Raw genomic sequence first — 17867 nt, forward strand, 5'->3', positions numbered from 1 at the left:
GGTCAATCGGGTACGTTTGTGTATGTTCATCTACAGTATTCTCCTGAATACTGTAAACAACGCTAGAAATTCTTACAGCTTATTCTTTGACGGTGAGAAATTGAAAATCTATGCTGCCGCTATCAAACATGTCCAGCCCACTGTCGACTTCCCTTTCTGCTTCTAGCCAATCGCGCAGGGCATCTATCTCATTGCCCGTGAAGCCGCGCTTCTCGGCACGGAAATAAGCCGCGGTGGCGATCATTTCCTGGCGGTCAACCGGTTCTGCTGAATTTAAGACTTGATTGGCGAGTATCCGCTCTTCACTTTTTGATAACCTGGTTCCGGATTTCTTGGTTTCTCCTTCGCTGACTTTACTTGGCATTTGATAATCCTCCTTGAGCAGGATATTGATTCGTACTTGAAAGATGAGATTGATAAAAATCTTTATCAATTGATTATCGTAGTGAAACTTTGCAAAAAAATAAGTCAGAAAATACTTATTTTTAACTAAGTAAATGCTTAGATATTGACAGCGTTTTTATTGTTGCGGCTGTTAAAACCGTCGTTATTCCGCGTGTTTTCAGCCGAGCCAAGAATTTCGCAGATGCTTTTAAATTCGCTGCGGATGGTAGCGGGCGTTCTTTTCAGGTGAGCAGCAAGCCGTCTGCAATCGGTCGTTTCCAGGACAAGGCTGGCTTCGAGCAGTTGATACAGAACCGGGGGCAGCATTTGCTCGGTATCGATTGCACCGATGAGTTGCGCGGCATGCATTTTCGCGCGCCGCAATTGACCCGACTCGTAGAAGGAATAATTGTTTTTTTGTTTGTAAAGATGACTAATGGCGTTAAAGTTATCGAGAGTTTCAGCGTGCATCATTTGAATTTACTCCTCACATTAGGCGATATTTCCAGGATAGCAAAGCAATGTGACAACCATATAACAAACACATTGAACTGGCTTCCGGTGATTCACTGTAACTGGACAGGAAGGAAACTACAATGCGGCAAATTGCCGCTTTATTCAGCCTTATTTTTTGTATTTAACTGCCTCCTCGGTATTCTGGAACGGTTGGCGGCATAAATATATAAGCGCATCGCTTATCTTTATCTAAGCAAAATGCCTAGAAATTCATGGATGGTGATTCGATGCGCGTTTGCATTCCCATCTTTAGATAACTCCTGTTCAAACAAGCTTGAATCCTGACACTTGCATCGGGTTGGCGGTTTGATGCAATGCCGCTTGCATGGCGTCATCCGCGGTTTCCAGTAAAACAAACTGCATCGCCTTGCGCGTTGCTTCCGGAACATCCCGCAGATCTTTCTGGTTACGCGCAGGCAGCAATACGGTTTGAATACCGGCGCGCTGGGCCGCCAGTATTTTTTCCTTGATGCCGCCGACCGGCAGTACTAAACCGCGCAAACTGATTTCACCGGTCATGGCGACATCGTGGCGCACCGGCCGGTTGGTGAAAAGCGAAGCGAGCGCGATGAACATCGCTACACCCGCGCTCGGTCCATCCTTTGGAATCGCACCCGCCGGAACGTGCATATGCACATCGATGCCGTCGAACAGCGCTAACGGAATGTTGAGATCGCTGGCGCGCGCTTTGACCAGCGTGAGGGCGGCTTGCGCGCTTTCCTTCATGACATCGCCGAGCTGTCCGGTCAGAATCAATCTTCCGCTACCATTGATGCGCGTGGCTTCGATGAACAGAATGTCGCCGCCCACCGGTGTCCAGGCGAGGCCGGTGGCGACACCGGGTAAGTCGGTATGCAGCGCGAGTTCGTGTTCAAATTTTTCCGCACCCAGGATTGCATCCAAATCGCCCACATCGATCCGTACTTGCTGTTGTTTGCCTTCCGCAATGCGCAGCGCCACGTTCCGCATGACCCGGCCGATTTCCCGCTCGAACTGGCGCACACCGGCTTCACGGGTATAGTTGGCCACAATGCTTTGCAGCGCCTCGGGCGTCAGCGTGCATTGATCCTCGCGCAGGCCGTTCGCTTCACTTTGACGCTGCACTAAATACCGCAAGGCGATTTGCAGTTTTTCCTCCTGCGTGTAACCGGGGAGATCGATGATTTCCATACGATCGCGCACCGGTGGCGGCACGTTGTCGATCACATTCGCAGTGGCGATGAAAATCACCCGGCTTAAGTCGAACGGCACACCGAGATAATTATCGCGAAACGTTGAGTTCTGCTCCGGATCGAGGATTTCCAGCAGGGCGGCGGAGGGGTCGCCTTGCATGCTGGCGGACATTTTATCGATCTCGTCGAGCATCATGACGCAATTACGCGCACCCGCCTTGCGTAATCCTTGCACGATGTTGCCCGGCATCGCGCCGACGTAGGTGCGGCGGTGGCCGCGCATTTCGGCTTCGTCATGCACACCGCCCAATGAGACGCGCACAAACGAACGCTGCAACGCGCGCGCGATGCTTTGGCCTAGCGATGTTTTGCCGACACCGGGCGGTCCGACAAAACACAGAATCGGCGCCCGGCCGTGCGGTTTCAGTTTCTGCACCGCGAGGAATTCGATGATGCGTTGTTTGATCCGCTCCAGCCCGAAATGATCCGCTTCCAGAATCTGCCGCGCGTTATTCAGGTCGATCGGTGCTTCCTCGGGCAGCCGCCACGGCAATTCGGTCATCCATTCCAGGTAAGTATGCAGCATCGAGAATTCACTCGACGCGCCCAGCATGCGCTGCAAGCGGTGCAATTCCTTGCGCGTTTGTGTTTCGATATCGCCCGGCATGCCGGCTTTGGTGATGGCTTCGTCGAGCTGCGTGATTTCCTGATCGTTGTCGCCGTCTTCGCCGAGCTCTTTCTGAATCGCTTTCAACTGTTCACGCAGCAGGTATTTGCGCTCGCGGTCTTCCATTTGCTCTTTGGTGCGCTCGCCGATTTCCTGCGACAAACGCAAAACTTCAATGCGGCGCGACAGGATGTGCAGCACTTTTTGCAGCCGCTCCTCGGTATCGATGGTTTCGAGCAGCATTTGTTTTTCGCTCACTTCGGCATCGAGCAGACTTGCGGTAATGTCGGCCAGATCGGAAGGTGCGCGCGTGGCTTGCAAAGCGTGCGCAAGTTCCGCCGGTACGCCGGGCAATAGCGATAAAATTTCAATGGCGCGTTCGCGCAATTGCAGCGCCAGCGCTTCGGTCTGCGTGGTGATAGGCGACGATTCCTCAATGCGTTTTATGCGCGCGGCGATGAACGGGTATCCTTCGACCAGTGCTTCGATCTGGAAACGCTCCACACCCTGGCATACGACATGATGTGTTTTGTCGTCGGATGTCATATGCCGCACGATATTGGCGATGGTGCCGGTGCCGCACAGCGCTTCCAACCCCGGATTGTCGACCGCGGCATCTTTTTGCAGCACGATGCCGATCGGCGCTTTGGATTGCAGCGCGTGCTCAATGGTGGCGATGGATCGCACCCGGCCGACTGTGATCGGCATCAGTACGTGCGGAAATAACACCACGTTGCGCATCGGCACCAATGCAATGACATCGGCAGGCAACTCGAATGGGTTTGTGACAGATTGTTCCATGGCGGCTCATCCTTCAGAATGTAAGGCGGTTTTAATATTCTCTTGGAATATTTGAGCGCTTAACCAGGAATTCAAGAGAGATCCGCTGGCCTTGTTTGAGGTAACCGGCTTGGCCGCGCCGGTTACCGGTAAAGCTGGAACATCACGGGCGATGCCGCGTTTCTTTCTTTTGCTCGTAGCGCACCAGTTTGGCGAGATCGAGCAACTCTTCCGATAATAATTGCAGTGTATCGTCCAGGGTCAGGATGCCGGTCAATTCCCCCGTTTCATCCACGACCGGTAAACGCCGGATGGTTTTGCGGCGCATGAATTCGATGGCTTCATGCGATGCGGTGTTTTCCTTAATGGTAAATACTTCCGCCGCCATGATGTCGCCAACGGTGATGACGGCTGCGTCCAATTCCGTCGCCACAACTTCCACCACCAGATCGCGATCCGTGACAACGCCGACCGGAATCTGGCGGCCGTCGCGCTTCTCGACCACGATGACCGCGCCGACATGAAACTGGCGCATCAGTTTGGCAGCTTCCACAATGGTTGCATCCCGTTGGATAACAATGACTTCACGATTGCAAATTTCGCCGACAGACATTTGATTTCTCCTTTCTGGTTGTTATGGAAAGACGGGAAAATTCACAGTTCAACGTGACCAATGCACGCGCAACAGGTTTTCCGCCGGATTGTAGTGAAACTCCAACTCACCCTGGTACGCATGATGGATTGCTTCACCGATACCGCGCGCGAGATGAATGTCGGTGGTGGTGATCAGCACTTCGTGATCTTTTATCTCCATGGCCATGATCCGTTTCAGCGGGTGCTCGGTTTTTTCCTGTTTCTCTACGTGCTGTATCAGATGCATGATTTCATCCCGGTGCGCGTGGAAGAATTCACCGTGCAAGGTCAGGAATCCAGCCGGGTATTGATCCTGAATGCGTTGGCAGGCCGGACAGTTGTGCTGATGCGCATTGATTGGCGCGGCAAGCCATTGCCACCGGCCTTTGTGAAATACCGCGCTGCAAAGCGGACAAACGGTGGGTTCGGGGAGCTTGCTTTTGATTTGATAGGCGTCGTGAATCTGTTCCTGGAAAACACCGTCATGCCGTGTAATTTGATGAAAACCAGGATGCGGGTTTTTTGTGCTCATGATAAATCCCTCCTTCTGCTGCAACGATTTCAGTTTGAATGAGAAGTCATTTTTTTATCCGTTCACGGTCAGCTATGCGTTCGTGAAAGATTGAACATCGGTTCCATGTTGCGCGCTCTGATAATTTTGTCAAGCGTTTCCGTCTGTGATTCGAGGGCGTATTTTCGCCGCGCATGCGCACAAGCCAATGCAGCTTAGAGGAGCTACGATCCGGCGCATGCGGCTGAGTATCGCCGCGTCATTTGCGGGCGTGATCTTCCAGTTGACGCTTGGCGGCATCGAAGGCATCGCGCACCGCGACGTAGACATCTTCATTGGCGACCCGATTGACCACGATTTCGCTGCCGGGGACCGTCATGTCGATGTGCACGTCAAACATCCGGCCCTGATGGTGGTGTTTGTGCGGAAGTTCGACGACGATCCGGCAGCTCGTGATGTGCGGATAAAACTTCTCCAGCTTTTCCGCTTTTTCGCGGATGTGACTTTCGAGCGCTTCGGAGTGGGGGATATCGCGCGTGGTGATTTGCAGTGTGACTTCCATGAAATTTTCCTCCTATTGAATTGAGCTAAACGTTTCCGGTAACAACTATCCTTTGATACATACTTTGGGGCGCAGAAAAGCGACTCTGCGCGCCAATCCCGCTTGTTCCGTGACCTCGGCCACCTGGTCGACATCCTTGTAAGCGCCCGGCGCTTCTTCCGCCGCACCGCGCATCGAACGGGTACGGATCAGGATGCCTTGCCGCTCGAGATCATTGATCAGGGTCCGGCCATCCCATTGTTTCAACGCTTGATTACGGCTCATGGCGCGGCCCGCACCGTGGCTGCACGAAGCAAACGCCCGATTGGTGCTGACACCGGCGAGGATATAAGAACCGGTGCCCATGCTGCCGCCGATGATGACCGGTTGCCCCACGTCACGGTAGTGCGCCGGCAGTTTGGGATGCCCGGGCGCGAAAGCGCGCGTGGCGCCTTTACGATGCACGTGCAGCGAGCGGGTTTTGCCGTCCACTTCGTGCTGTTCTTCCTTGCAGGTGTTATGCGAGATATCGAACAGCGTTTCCAGTGATGCTTGGGGATAGATTTCGGCGAATGTTTCGCGTGTCAAATGCGTCAGGATTTGCCGGTTGGCTAAAGCGCAATTGATTGCGGCATTCATCGCGCCGAGGTATTGTCGGCCTTCCGGCGATTTGACCGGAGCGCAGGCCAGTTCGCGGTCGGGCAGGTGAATGCCGAGACGCCCGGCGGCCTTGGCTAGCATCACCAGGTAATCGGTGCCGATTTGATGGCCGAGTCCGCGCGAGCCGCAGTGAATGGAAATTACCAGTTGGCCTTCACGCAGGCCGAAAGCCTGCGCCGTCACATTGTCGTAGATGCGTTCCACGACTTGCACTTCCAGATAATGATTGCCGGAACCGAGCGTGCCCATTTCGCCGCGCTGGCGTTTTTTCGCCAGCTCGGATACGTTGCCCGGCACCGCGCCGCCAACACAGCCGTTTTCTTCCACATAATCCAGATCGGCGGCATCGCCGAAACCCTGTTTCACCGCCCATTGCGCGCCGCCGAGCAGCACTTGATCGAGTTGTTTCGGGTTGAGATTGATATGGCCTTCTTCGCCGACGCCCGCCGGGATCGTGGCGAACAACCGGTCGGCCAGCTGATTGAAGTAGGGCGCTGCATCGCGGATATCAAGATTGCTGCGCAGGCAGCGGATGCCGCAGGAAATATCAAAACCGACCCCACCGGCTGAAATGATGCCGCCTTGATCGGCGTCGAATGCCGCTACGCCGCCGATGGGAAAGCCGTAACCCCAATGCGCGTCCGGCATGGTCATCGCCGCGCCAACCAGACCGGGCAGTGCGGCGACATGGGCGATTTGTTCCAGCACCTTGCCGTCCATGCTTTCGAGCAAAGGCGCGCTGCCGTACAGCAGAACTTCCGCACGCTTATCGCCGGATGCCTGGGGCAGTGTCCAGAGATAAGTGTGCAGCTGTTGTAATCGTTGTAGATTCATACGTCCACCACGCAACGGGATTCCCAGACCGGGCCGGTTTGTTTTACCGCGAGCATGGTCAGGGTTGCGCCTTTGACTTCTACACCGCGATCCAAGCCGTCGCGCCATTTTTCCCCGGCGGCTTTGGCGTGCCAATGATCATTCTGGCGCTGGATATAAAAATGGCTGAACACCATGCCGAGTTCCCGTGCCTTTCCCAAAATGAGATTAAGCCAGACCACCAGCGCCAGCTCAAGGTCGGGCTCCTCAAATTCGAGCGCCACTACGATCACGGGTTGTACTGTTTCAATGTTGGTGATAATCGCAAAAACCGCATGCGCCGCTGCTTCAAACGATTGTTCCATCGTCAGGCCGCGGCCGATAATCCTGATGTCGGCATCGTGTTCAAAATACGATGAGCTCACTTTTTAATCACTTTATAAAAATGTAGTTTTATTGTAGTATTTTTGCTGGAAGAAATGTATCAATCTGAACGATCGTTGCGATTGATCAAATCGGAACACACTGCACAATAGCGATAAGGAGCGCAGCATGATTTTCGCCGACTGCATGGCAGCAGCAGGTAAATTGGCGCATGCATTGTCCGGATACCGCGATAAAAATCCGCTGATACTCGCTATCCCGCGTGGCGCGGTGCCGATGGGCAAGGCGATTGCGCAGCGGCTGAACGGTGAACTGGATGTGGTGCTGGTGCGTAAGCTCCGTGCTCCCGGTAACCCGGAATATGCCATCGGTTCCGTCGACGAAAGCGGCTGGGTGTATTTGACGGAATATGCCGCGCAGGCCGGCGCGGATCAGGCATACATCGATCAGGAAGTGTCGGTGCAATTGGAAACTATCCGGCAGCGGCGCGCGCACTATACGCCCGGGCGCGCACCGATAGATCCCGCAGGACGCATTGTGATTGTCGTCGATGACGGACTGGCTACCGGTTCGACCATGATTGCGGCACTGCATGCCTTGCGCAATCAAAAAACGGCGGAATTGATCTGTGCCGTACCGGTGGCGCCGCCGGAAACACTGAAGAAATTGCAGGGAAAAGCGGATCGCATCGTCTGTTTGTCAGCACCCGATGATTTTTATGCCGTCGGGCAGTTTTATGCGGATTTTCCGCAAGTGAGCGATGACGAAGTGATCGCGTGTCTTGCCGCCGCGCCACGGCAGATTGCGGGGTAATCGCGCATGCTGTTGGCAGGAATACACTCGCCAGCACTTGAAATTGTATGAATCGCCATTACTTCTGATTGACGGACGGAATGACGGAAATATTCATCCGGTGCGGATTGAAAGCTTTGTTGCCTGAGAATTGACATAAGAGTGAACCTTAATCCCGATTTTTAATCGAATGGTTCATTGGTTACGGCTTCCTACTTTATTTTTGATGACCTATGTACCTCGATAAAATTTACGTATTACAAACGGGTGTAAGTCTTAAAGTTTCTACCCTGGCGTTGCAGGAATTGATTGCCAAAGCTATTAACACAAGAAAATTTCCCGAGCTTCAGAGCATTCGCAGTACGACGGATTTATACGCTTATCTGTCGGTTGTCGTTTGCGCTGGCGCGGAGGATTTGATCAAGAGGCGGCAGCGTTGGATTAATCATAAAACCAAAGCGGACCTGATCGCCGGTCAGCCGGTTCCATTCAATACTTTCTGCAATCTCTTCTGGCGTAATCTCGACGAAGATGATCCGGATGGCGATGAATGGCAACAATTGATTGCCAGCGACGAGTTTTATTCGCAACTGACCATGCTGCTGCACAAACTGCGGGTTGCCGAACGTAACTTGCAGCAATATAGCGGTAGTGCCATTCTTGATTTTAATCTCGGCTCGGCTTGAGTAAGTAGTATGACAAGAAACAGTTAAAAGACCACGCTGTTTTAAGCAATGCCGGATTCGATATCCGATTTATTTTTTGCGGCGAATGGTCGCACCGAGTAATCCCAATCCGATCAGTAACATCGCATAGGTTTCAGGTTCCGGAACCGGTGAAACGTACCATGCGGAATCCGGTGAAAATTTTGTTGCTTGAACGTGCAACGCTAACTGGCCATCAATCGGTAAAGGATCCGATCCCAAACCACTTACATGCCATGTTACTGATTCATTGGCCGTCAGTCTGTCCGATGACCCGCCACTACCAAAATCGTAGCGGAAATTAAAACTTCCACCTGGGCCGCCGCCATTAGCCGGATCGACCACAGTCACGCCCCCGCCTAAATCGGTTGAGCTGGATGCGGGTTCTGTGCCTACCACTGCCATTGTGCCTATAAATGAATCCGTGCCGAAGATTGCATTTAAATCTAATGTAGTCAGTGTAAATGTCCAGTTTCCTCCACCATCATCGGTAGCACTCAGATCGGCAAAGTGAACATTCGCAGGGCCGCCACCGGATAGCAGTTGGCCAAATGAATAGGTATTTGCTTGAACACCGCTTCCAAAGACGAGAGTACCCGTTGCAATAATCGCTATTGCTAGTTTTTTTAGTATCATGTTCTGCTCCTTTTTATATTGCAGATTTGTGGTATTACCATTCCTGAATTCAGAATGCTCACAAAATAAAAGCATGAGTCATTCCGAATCTAGGCGCTTTTGATTATGTGCCTAGAAAAATCTTATTGATATAGGATATGCTTATTTTTAGCTAAAATTAATGAGTTGTATTTGTAGGATAATTGGAGTTCTACCGCCGGTATGGCATTTGGAAGCATGCTTGAGGCCGATTACGTGATGTCTTACAAGGTTGAATGGAGCGCGCTCAAGAAGTTTGCGCGTGAGTGCGCTGTGAAGTGATGCAGCGCGCGGTAATTTCCGGGAAATGTGCTTCGATCGTAATTAAAGAGCCATTTCAGACCAATAACTATTCGACAGTAAACGCTTGGCCATTATTTCCTGTTTTGCTGTGATTTCGCCGAGTCCAATGAAGTGCTGGCGGTTATATAACCGTATTACTTCTCCGGCCGGCATAGTGTTGCTATCCGGTCGATATTCCACGGTACGCCCTTGTTGCAGCAGTAATGCCGGCTGATCGTCCAGCGTGACTGCCGGGTATGCCTGCAATAAACAATCGACCGGCAGTAAACACGCATCTCTCTCGATAGCGTTTATTTCCTCCAGCGCCGATAGCGTGTGCGCTTGAGATACCGGGAAACGATCGATAGCGGTGCGGCGCAAACTCAGCAGGTACGCGCCACCGTATCCCAGTGCCTTGCCGATATCTTCCGCCAGCGTCCGGATGTAAGTACCGGTGCCGCATTGAATAGTCAATTGCAATTCATTGTGCAGCAATGACTGGATCTGTATTCCGTGAATGATGACTTCACGCGCTTGCCGTTCAATGTCTTCGCCGTTTCTGGCATAAGCATACAGCGGTTTGCCTTGATGTTTAAGCGCGCTGTACATGGGCGGGGTCTGCATGATGGGACCTATAAAATCCTGTATGGCGTGTTCGCATTTGGAGAAAGCCGGATTGGGCACGGTTGCAGCCACTTGACTGATTTCGCCTTCCGCATCGCCCGTGGTGCTCATAAAACCCAGTTTCAGGGTTGTTTCGTAGGTTTTATTGGCGCCCAGTAGCACCGATGAGAACTTGGTGGCTTCGCCAAAACAGACCGGAAGCAATCCGGTTGCCAGGGGATCCAGTGTGCCGGTATGTCCGCATTTGGCTGCGGAGAAAAGGTGCTTGGCGACTTGGATGGCTTTGTTGGATGAAATATTGAGCGGTTTATCCAATAACAGAACACCGCTGATATTGCGTTTTGCTGGCTTAGTCAAATGAATGCGGAGGTTTTATCAGTGCGGTGGTCAGCCGGTTTGTTCCGGATCCGGATCGAGATGGTGCGTCGCCTTGTCTTGCGCGATGGCGTCGTCGATTAATTTGGACAGACGGACGCCGCGCTCGACCGATGCATCAAAAACAAAGTGCAATTGCGGCGTGATTCGTAATTTCATCCGGTGAGCGAGATGGGTACGCAAAAAACCTCTGGCATGTTCCAACCCTTTTTCCACCAGCACATTCTCTTCTTTACTGCATAACGTGGTGTAAAAGACTTTGGCATAACTGTAATCGCGGGTTACTTCGACGGCTGTGATCGTGATTAGCCGTACACGGGGATCTTTGATTTCATTTTGTACCAAGTCCGCCAATTCCCGCTGTATTTGGTCGGCAACGCGCAGGGTACGGGAAAAATCTCTGGGCATATCGGCTATCGCGAACCAGGATACTGATTACAGAGACCGTGCGGTCTCGACAATTTCATAAATTTCCAGTTGATCACCGACCTGAATATCATTGAAATTTTTTAGCGATAAACCGCATTCAAACCCTTCCCGGACTTCCCTGGCATCATCTTTGAAGCGTTTCAGCGAATCGAGCTCGCAGCTGTGGATCACCAGACCATCTCGTAACACTCTGACGAGTGAGTTTCTTTTAACGATGCCATCGAGCACATAACATCCGGCAACCACACCCACTTTAGGAATGCGATAAATTTCACGGATATCGACAAGACCGATGATGCTTTCCTTGCGATCGGGTGACATCATGCCGGACAGTGCTGCTTTGATTTCATCAACCGCTTCGTAAATAATATTGTAGTAGCGCACATCGACGCCGCTGGAAGCGATCAATTTGCGCGCGCTTGCATCCGCGCGGACATTAAAGCCAATGATAACGGCTTTGGATGCCAGTGACAGATTGACATCGGATTCGATAATCGCGCCCACGCCACTGTGGATGATATTGACCTTCACTTCGTCCGTGGAAATTTTCTGCAGCGCGTAAGCCAAGGCTTCACATGAGCCCTGCACATCGGCTTTGATGATCAAGGATAGGATTTTGACATCTTCTTGCTGATCAAAAACATTCTCAAGTTTTGCAGCCTGTTGCTTGGCGAGTTTCACATCACGGTATTTACCTTGCCGGAATAATGCGATTTCCCGTGCTTTCCGCTCGTCATCGAGCACCAGCACGGTTTCACCGGCTTCGGGCACTTCGGATAATCCTTGAATTTCAACCGGAATGGACGTTCCCGCCTGTTTGATCGCTTTACCATTTTCGTCGTTCATGCCGCGCACTTTGCCAAACACTGCACCCGCCAATATCACATCGCCGCGATTCAGCGTTCCGGATTGCACCAAAATAGTTGCAACCGGGCCGCGGCCTTTATCGAGCCGTGATTCGATCACAACGCCTTTTGCAGCGGTTTTGGTCGGTGCTTTCAGCTCCAGCACTTCGGCTTGCAGTAATATGCTTTCCAGCAGGCTGTCGATGCCTTGGCCTGTTTTAGCCGATACTTCGACGAACATCGTATCGCCGCCCCAATCTTCCGGAACTACTTCATGCGCAACCAGTTCGTGCCGGATCCGTTCGGGATTGGCTTCGGGTTTATCGATCTTATTGACGGCTACAATGATGGGAATCTTGGCTGCTTTGGCATGGTGAACGGCTTCGATGGTTTGCGGCATGACGCCATCATCCGCAGCTACGACAAGAATAACGATATCCGTGATCTTGGTGCCGCGCGCGCGCATGGCCGTAAAGGCTTCATGCCCCGGGGTATCGAGAAAGGTGATCATGCCGTGATCGGTTTCCACATGGTAAGCGCCGATGTGCTGGGTTATTCCGCCCGCTTCACCACCGGCGACACGGGTGCGGCGAATATAGTCCAACAAAGAAGTTTTACCGTGATCGACGTGCCCCATGACCGTGACTACGGGTGCCCGTGGAAACAATTCAGCTTCACCGGTCGAGGATTCGTGATCGGCAAGAAAATTCTCGGGATTGTCGATCTCGGCATACTTGGCGATATGGCCCATTTCTTCGACGACAATCATGGCCGTATCCTGATCCAGCATTTGATTGATGGTCACCATGCTGCCCATTTTCATCAATACTTTGATGACGTCGGCGGCTTTTACGGACATTTTTTGTGCAAGAGCGCCTACGGAAATGGTTTCGGGCACCATGATATCGCGCACGATCGGTTCCGTCGGTGCGGAAAAGGCGTGCATATTCTGTTCTTCGGCATGCGCCGGTTTACTATGTTTTTCCCTGCGCGTACGCCAGCCTTGTTGACCGTTGGTAAGATCGCCACGGGTTTTGACGCCGCGTTTTTTTGTGGCTTCATCTTTCCAGACGACTTGCTGCTTGGCCTGTTTTTTCTTTTTCTCGACTTTTTCTTCCGGTTTCACCGCCGGTTTGTGCAGTGTTCCATCGGTCGAAGCGGCTTGGGTATCATCCGCGCGTTGTTCGGTTCCGGCTTTCTTGGCAGTGGTTGACGGATTGTTGATTTCTGCTTCCGCAGGCGTCGCCAGTCCCTGTTTGATTGCTCCCGGTGCTGCTTCAGCTTCAGTGGCTTTTTCCGGTTCCGCCGCGGCTTTGTTGATAGCGTCGGTAGATTCGGGTTTCTTGCGCGCTCTTTTCTGTTTAATCTCTTCAGCCTGGCGCGCCATCAATTCCGCTTGCTTGCGCGCCTCTTCGCTGCGCAGAGCCAGCTGTTCCGCATCAATGATGGAGACCGGTTCCTTGCTCGGCGGACTGACGTCCTCCAGCGGCTTGGCGGTTTCTTGGGCAGTTTCAGCTTCAGCCGGCATGTCAGGTTTTGTCAGCACGCGTCTTTTTCTGACTTCCACTTGAATCGTCCGTGCCCGGCCCGTGCTATCGGATTTTCTTATTTCGGAAGTTTGGCGGCGTGTTAACGTGACTTTGCTGCGGGTCTCAGTGGTGCCATGAGTTTTTCTTAGATAATCCAGTAACTGCGCTTTATCTTGCTCGGTTAAACTGTCTTCCGCCAGCGTTTTTTTTACGCCGGCAGCTTTAAGTTGTTCCAGCAAAACTGCCGGTAACAAACCCAGTTCATTAGCAAATTGTTCCACACTCATTTGAGCCATTTATAACCCTTCAACAAACAAAACGACAAGCAGGCTTCCGGAAATAAACAACAACCCGGTTAATTTATTACTAACCGGGTGTTTAAATCAAGTAAACCATGGTTCACGTGCTTTGATAATTAATTGATTTGCACGTTCAATATCAATACCGGTTATCTCAACCAGATCATCGGCGGCCAGATCGGCCAAATCGGCTTGTGTATTAATACCTTTTGCCGCCAGCTCGCGCACGATATTAATATCCATACCTTCTATGGCAAGCAAATCTTCCGCGACATGTTCAACTTTTTCTTCACTCGCAATGGCATCCGTGAGCAACACGTTACGCGCACGATTGCGGATCTCGGTGACTGTTTCTTCATCCAAGGATTCGATTTCCAGCATCTCGTTCAGTGGCACGTAAGCCACTTCTTCCAGCGTAACGAAGCCTTCTTGCACAAGAATTTCCGCGATCTCTTCGTCGACATCGAGTTTCTGCATAAAGAGCTGGCAGATTTGCGATGATTCTTGCTCATGCTTGGTTTTGGATTCTTCCACCGTCATGATGTTAAGTTCCCAGCCGGTCAACTCGGAAGCCAAGCGCACATTTTGTCCGCCGCGGCCGATGGCTTGCGCCAGATTATCATCATCGACCACGATGTCCATGCTGTGCTTTTCTTCGTCGACCATGATACTGCTGATTTCTGCGGGCGCCAGCGCATTGATGATAAAAGTTGCGGGATCGTCCGACCACAGCACGATATCAACGCGTTCACCGGCCAGTTCACTGATGACCGCCTGAACTCTGGAGCCACGCATGCCGACACAGGTGCCAATTGGGTCGACACGCTGATCGTTCGATTTGACGGCAATCTTCGCGCGCGATCCGGGATCACGGGCTGCCGCTTTGATTTCCAGCAGACCTTCCTCAATCTCCGGCACTTCCAGTTCAAACAATTTCATCAGAAATTCAGGGGAGTTGCGCGAGAGCTTTAATTGCGGCCCTCTGGCAGCGCGATCCACTTTATGCAAATAAGCCCGGACCCGGTCACCGACACGTAGGTTTTCTTTCGGTATCATCTGGTCGCGAGGGAGTTCCGCTTCGATCTTGCCGGATTCGATAATGGCATTGCCACGTTCCATGCGCTTAATCGCGCCGGTAACTAAATAATCTCCGCGTTCCAGGAAATCATTCAATGTTTGCTCACGTTCGGCGTCGCGTATTTTCTGGAAAATGACTTGTTTTGCGGCTTGCGCGCCGATACGTCCGAACTCGATGGGTTCCAGCGGTTTTTCCAGAAAATTGCCAACCTGAATATCCGCATCGGTTTCTGCCGCATCACTTAAGGCAATCTGGCGCTCAGGATCTTCCACGGCGCCATCTTCAACGACCAGCCAGCGGCGGAAGGATTGGTGATCTCCTGTGGCTCTGTCAATAGAAACCCGAGTCTCGATATCCTCTTGAAATCGTTTTTTCGTAGCGGATGCCAATGCGAGCTCCAGCGCAGTGAAAACAATTTCTTTTTCCACCGCTTTCTCGCGTGCCAATGCATCAACCAACAGTAAAATTTCGCGGCTCATAGTCCTCCAGCCAAATCTATATACCTACAATTTTGGAACCAAACGCGCTTTTCCAAGGTTACTCAATTCAAGATCAAGCAATTTTCCTTCGCTTTCCAGTTTTATTATGCCATTATTTATTTCCCGCAAAACTCCCACAAAATTCCGTTGCCCTTGAATCGGGATGCGCAGTTTTAGTTTGACCGTTTCTCCTTTGAAACGGATAAAATCCGCTTCTTTCCGCAACGGCCTGTCTAATCCGGGCGATGACACTTCCAGCCGGCCGTAATCGATGTTTTCAACTGCAAACAACCGGCTGAGATGATTGCTGATTGCTACACAATCATCAATGTTAATACCGCCCTCTTTGTCGACAAATATTCTTAATAATTTGTTGTGTGCTAGCCGTTCCACTTCAACCAACTCGTAGCCCATTCCTTGCAGAGTCGATTCCAATAATTCCTCTAATACCATAGCCCCACCACAAATAAAAAATGGGCTGAAAAAGCCCATCGAATTTATTGATTGTATTTTAACAAATATTTGTGAAATAGGAAACATAAACTTTCGCCAGAGGTAATATTTCCGGCGATTTTCAGTGCTTTACCGGCATTCTCCGGATGGCTTGTTTGATGATATTTTGGCAGCGCAGTTTTTAACCGGCTCGAAATTAAGAGGTATAAGGCGCCTGGAGCCAATGATACAATTCGGTCTCAGTGTATTGAATGAATGAATACCGGAGATAGTGCATGTCGACGATTGAATCAGTTTTAAATGAAACCCGTATTTTTCCGCCCTCTGATGAATTTTCCAGTCAGGCCAATGTATCCAGCTTTCAGGCCTATCAAGCTTTGTGTGCGGAAGCGGAGCAGGACTATCAGCATTTCTGGGCTAAGCGGGCGAAAGAGCGGATTCTTTGGCACAAGCCTTTTACGCAAATACTGGATGATCGCAATGCACCGTTTTACAAATGGTTCGCCGATGGTGAGTTAAACGTTTCCTATAACTGCCTGGACCGGCATCTGGCAACCCAGGCGGATAAAACCGCCATTATTTTTGAGTCCGACGACGGCGAGGTGATACGGTCGACCTACCGTGATCTCCATCAACGGGTTTGCCAGCTCGCCAATGCATTGAAAGCACGCAATATCAAGAAAGGTGATCGGGTCGTTATTTATATGCCGATGCGTATTGAGGCGGTGGTTGCCATGCAAGCCTGCGCCCGTATCGGCGCGATTCACTCCGTGGTATTCGGCGGTTTTTCCGCCAAAAGCCTGCACGAGCGCATTCACGACGCCGGTGCCGTAGCGATTATCACTGCCGATGAGCAGGTGCGCGGCGGCAAGCATCATCCGCTCAAGGCGACCGTTGACGAAGCCATGCGCATGAATGACATAACATCGGTGCAATTGATCGTGGTGTATCAACGCACCGGCGGGGATATTCCGTTTAATCCGCCGCGCGATGTCTGGTGGCATGAGATTACCCGGAACGCCGGTAGCGAATGCGAACCGGAATGGGTCGACGCCGAGCATCCTTTGTTTACGCTGTATACCTCCGGATCGACCGGTAAGCCCAAGGGTGTTCAGCATTCCAGCGCGGGTTATTTGCTGGGCACTATCGTTAGCATGCAATGGATTTTTGACTATAAACCGACGGATATTTTTTGGTGTACGGCCGATGTCGGCTGGATCACCGGTCATAGCTATGTCACATACGGACCGCTGGCCATGGGCGCGACTCAAGTGATTTTCGAGGGAATTCCCACCTATCCGCACGCCGGACGTTTCTGGGAAATCATCCAGAAGCATAAAGTGGCTACCTTTTATACCGCGCCCACGGCCATCCGCTCGTTGATTAAACTGGGCGGAGATCTGCCCGCGCAGTACGATCTGTCGTCGTTGCGCTTATTGGGTTCGGTCGGGGAGCCGATCAATCCCGAAGCCTGGATGTGGTTTTATGAAAAAGTAGGGCGGTCGCGTTGCCCCATTGTCGATACCTGGTGGCAGACGGAAACCGGCTGCCATATGATCGCGCCCACACCGGGCGCAGTTGCGCTCAAGCCCGGTTCCTGCACGTTTCCGTTACCGGGAATTTTCGCGGCGATTGTCGATGAAGCCGGTCACGAGGTCGAAAACGGCAAGGGCGGCTTCCTGGTGATTAAAAAGCCTTTCCCTTCACAAATACGCACTCTGTGGGGTGATCCGGAGCGTTTCAAGAAAGCGTATTTTCCGGAAGATACCGGTCATGGAAAATATTATCTGGCGGGCGACTCCGCTTACCGCGATAAGGATGGCTACTTCTGGATCATGGGGCGTATCGATGACGTGTTGAACGTTTCCGGGCATCGCTTGGGCACGATGGAAATTGAATCGGCTTTGGTTGCCCATCCTTTGGTGGCGGAAGCGGCGGTGGTTGGCAAGCCGCATGAGATCAAAGGTGAAGCGGTGATTGCGTTTGTTGTATTGAAAGGCAAATATCCGCATGGCGAAGAAGTGGCGCAGATCACGGATACTTTGCGTGACTGGGTGGCGAAGGAGATCGGCCCGATTGCCAAGCCCGACGAAATCCGTTTCGGAGAAAATCTGCCCAAGACACGATCGGGAAAAATCATGCGCCGGTTATTGCGCACGCTTGCCAAAGGCGAGGAAATCACACAGGATATTTCCACGCTGGAAAACCCGGCGATTCTTGAGCAATTGAAATATCCGTCCAAATAACATTCAACATTACCCTT

At 51.8% G+C, this 17867-nt stretch carries 17 protein-coding genes; 3 read left to right on the top strand and 14 right to left on the bottom strand.

Annotation, left to right across the window (positions count from 1 at the left end):
• Window positions 1-79: 79 nt before the first annotated feature.
• The 8 genes from ABD07_RS14815 to ABD07_RS13380 all read right to left on the bottom strand — a co-directional run bounded on the left by ABD07_RS14815 (window position 80) and on the right by ABD07_RS13380 (window position 7102).
• Window positions 80-433, bottom strand: coding sequence for a DUF2934 domain-containing protein (locus tag ABD07_RS14815; protein WP_205010698.1), 354 nt, complete (start codon window positions 431-433; stop codon window positions 80-82).
• Between the two features lie 68 nt (window positions 434-501).
• Window positions 502-858, bottom strand: coding sequence for a hypothetical protein (locus ABD07_RS13350; RefSeq protein ID WP_160818703.1), 357 nt, complete (start codon window positions 856-858; stop codon window positions 502-504).
• A 306-nt stretch (window positions 859-1164) separates the two neighbouring features.
• Window positions 1165-3540, bottom strand: coding sequence for an endopeptidase La (lon, locus tag ABD07_RS13355; RefSeq protein ID WP_160818704.1), 2376 nt, complete (start codon window positions 3538-3540; stop codon window positions 1165-1167).
• A gap of 142 nt (window positions 3541-3682) precedes the next feature.
• Entirely contained in the window at window positions 3683-4132 is a 450-nt protein-coding gene (locus ABD07_RS13360; RefSeq protein ID WP_108698226.1) for a CBS domain-containing protein, read from the bottom strand.
• Window positions 4133-4180: 48 nt separating this feature from the next.
• Window positions 4181-4684, bottom strand: a complete 504-nt coding sequence (locus ABD07_RS13365) for a BCAM0308 family protein (protein ID WP_108698225.1) — start codon at window positions 4682-4684, stop codon at window positions 4181-4183.
• Window positions 4685-4922: 238 nt separating this feature from the next.
• A complete protein-coding gene (hpf, locus tag ABD07_RS13370; protein ID WP_108698224.1) occupies window positions 4923-5225 on the bottom strand; it encodes a ribosome hibernation-promoting factor, HPF/YfiA family in 303 nt (100 codons plus the stop codon).
• Between the two features lie 45 nt (window positions 5226-5270).
• Window positions 5271-6698, bottom strand: coding sequence for an RtcB family protein (locus ABD07_RS13375; protein WP_160818705.1), 1428 nt, complete (start codon window positions 6696-6698; stop codon window positions 5271-5273).
• The gene (locus ABD07_RS13380; protein ID WP_160818706.1) at window positions 6695-7102 is read right to left on the bottom strand and encodes an archease; all 408 of its coding nucleotides are present in this window, start codon (window positions 7100-7102) and stop codon (window positions 6695-6697) included. The genes ABD07_RS13375 and ABD07_RS13380 overlap by 4 nt, the downstream gene beginning before the upstream one ends.
• Before the next feature lie 127 nt (window positions 7103-7229).
• Here ABD07_RS13380 and ABD07_RS13385 point away from each other — a divergent pair, with 127 nt between their 5' ends.
• A complete protein-coding gene (locus ABD07_RS13385) occupies window positions 7230-7874 on the top strand; it encodes a phosphoribosyltransferase (RefSeq protein WP_160818707.1) in 645 nt (214 codons plus the stop codon).
• Window positions 7875-8086: 212 nt separating this feature from the next.
• Window positions 8087-8539, top strand: coding sequence for a hypothetical protein (locus ABD07_RS13390; protein ID WP_108698220.1), 453 nt, complete (start codon window positions 8087-8089; stop codon window positions 8537-8539).
• Window positions 8540-8608: 69 nt separating this feature from the next.
• Here ABD07_RS13390 and ABD07_RS13395 read toward each other — a convergent pair whose 3' ends face one another.
• The 6 genes from ABD07_RS13395 to rimP form a co-directional block, all read right to left on the bottom strand.
• Window positions 8609-9193, bottom strand: a complete 585-nt coding sequence (locus ABD07_RS13395; RefSeq protein ID WP_108698275.1) for a PEP-CTERM sorting domain-containing protein — start codon at window positions 9191-9193, stop codon at window positions 8609-8611.
• A gap of 342 nt (window positions 9194-9535) precedes the next feature.
• Window positions 9536-10474, bottom strand: coding sequence for a tRNA pseudouridine(55) synthase TruB (gene truB, locus ABD07_RS13400; RefSeq protein WP_160818708.1), 939 nt, complete (start codon window positions 10472-10474; stop codon window positions 9536-9538).
• Window positions 10475-10504: 30 nt separating this feature from the next.
• Window positions 10505-10900 carry a 30S ribosome-binding factor RbfA gene (rbfA, locus tag ABD07_RS13405; protein ID WP_108698218.1) on the bottom strand — a complete coding sequence of 132 codons (396 nt, stop codon included), beginning with the start codon at window positions 10898-10900 and terminating at the stop codon, window positions 10505-10507.
• A 27-nt stretch (window positions 10901-10927) separates the two neighbouring features.
• Window positions 10928-13591 (bottom strand): translation initiation factor IF-2, encoded by a 2664-nt coding sequence (gene infB / locus ABD07_RS13410; RefSeq protein ID WP_160818709.1) that lies wholly within the window; start codon window positions 13589-13591, stop codon window positions 10928-10930.
• A gap of 87 nt (window positions 13592-13678) precedes the next feature.
• Window positions 13679-15151, bottom strand: a complete 1473-nt coding sequence (gene nusA / locus ABD07_RS13415) for a transcription termination factor NusA (RefSeq protein ID WP_160818710.1) — start codon at window positions 15149-15151, stop codon at window positions 13679-13681.
• Window positions 15152-15175: 24 nt separating this feature from the next.
• Window positions 15176-15604 (bottom strand): ribosome maturation factor RimP, encoded by a 429-nt coding sequence (gene rimP, locus ABD07_RS13420; protein ID WP_108698215.1) that lies wholly within the window; start codon window positions 15602-15604, stop codon window positions 15176-15178.
• Window positions 15605-15879: 275 nt separating this feature from the next.
• Here rimP and acs point away from each other — a divergent pair, with 275 nt between their 5' ends.
• On the top strand, window positions 15880-17850 hold the full coding sequence (gene acs / locus ABD07_RS13425; protein WP_160818711.1) for an acetate--CoA ligase: 1971 nt from the start codon (window positions 15880-15882) through the stop codon (window positions 17848-17850).
• Window positions 17851-17867 lie beyond the last annotated feature (17 nt).

The sequence above is a fragment of the Nitrosomonas oligotropha genome (assembly GCF_009833085.1).
Classification (GTDB): Bacteria; Pseudomonadota; Gammaproteobacteria; order Burkholderiales; family Nitrosomonadaceae; genus Nitrosomonas; species Nitrosomonas oligotropha.